Source organism: Neisseria sp. P0021.S006 (assembly GCF_051956895.1).
In genome coordinates, this window is the sequence record NZ_JBQCWZ010000705.1 from 1 (window position 1) to 718 (window position 718).

Genomic DNA, 718 nt, shown 5'->3' on the forward strand with positions numbered 1-718 from the left:
ACCATGCGTGAAAACCCGATTTACCACTCCACCTACACAGGCAAACCGCCCGATGAACCCGCCGTTTTGGGCGTGGCGTTGAACGAAGTGTTCGTCCCGCTTTTGCAAAAGCAGTTCCCCGAAATCACCGATTTCTATCTGCCGCCCGAAGGCTGCTCCTACCGCATGGCGGTGGTCAGCATGAAAAAACAGTACGCCGGACACGCCAAGCGCGTGATGATGGGCTGCTGGTCGTTCCTTCGCCAGTTTATGTACACCAAATTCATCATCGTAGTTGATGACGATGTGGATGTGCGCGACTGGAAAGAAGTCATCTGGGCGGTAACCACGCGCATGGATCCCGTACGCGATACTGTTTTGATGGAAAACACACCTATCGACTACCTCGACTTCGCCAGCCCCGTCAGCGGACTTGGCGGCAAAATGGGTTTGGATGCGACCAACAAATGGCCGGGCGAAACCGACCGCGAATGGGGACGAGTAATCAAAAAAGACCCTGCCGTTACGGCCAAAATCGATGAGATTTGGGAGCATTGGGGTTTGTAGATGTCGGATTTATTGGAATTTCTACTTCAAATATTGATGGAAATAATTGGGTCTATGTTTGAGGGTACGGTAGAAAGAGTGAGGTTCGATTGGAGAGAAAGAAAACTCTCCAAAAAAGGCTTGATTAATGTTGGCTATATGGTTTGTCATCATTATGGTTTGTCATCATTGT

Annotated in this window: 1 pseudogene; it reads left to right on the plus strand. The window is 49.6% G+C overall.

The features are described from left to right. A pseudogene (locus ACTHUM_RS16595) lies at nucleotides 1-546 on the plus strand (3-octaprenyl-4-hydroxybenzoate decarboxylase); the annotation flags it as partial. Between the last annotated feature and the right edge of the window lie 172 nt (nucleotides 547-718).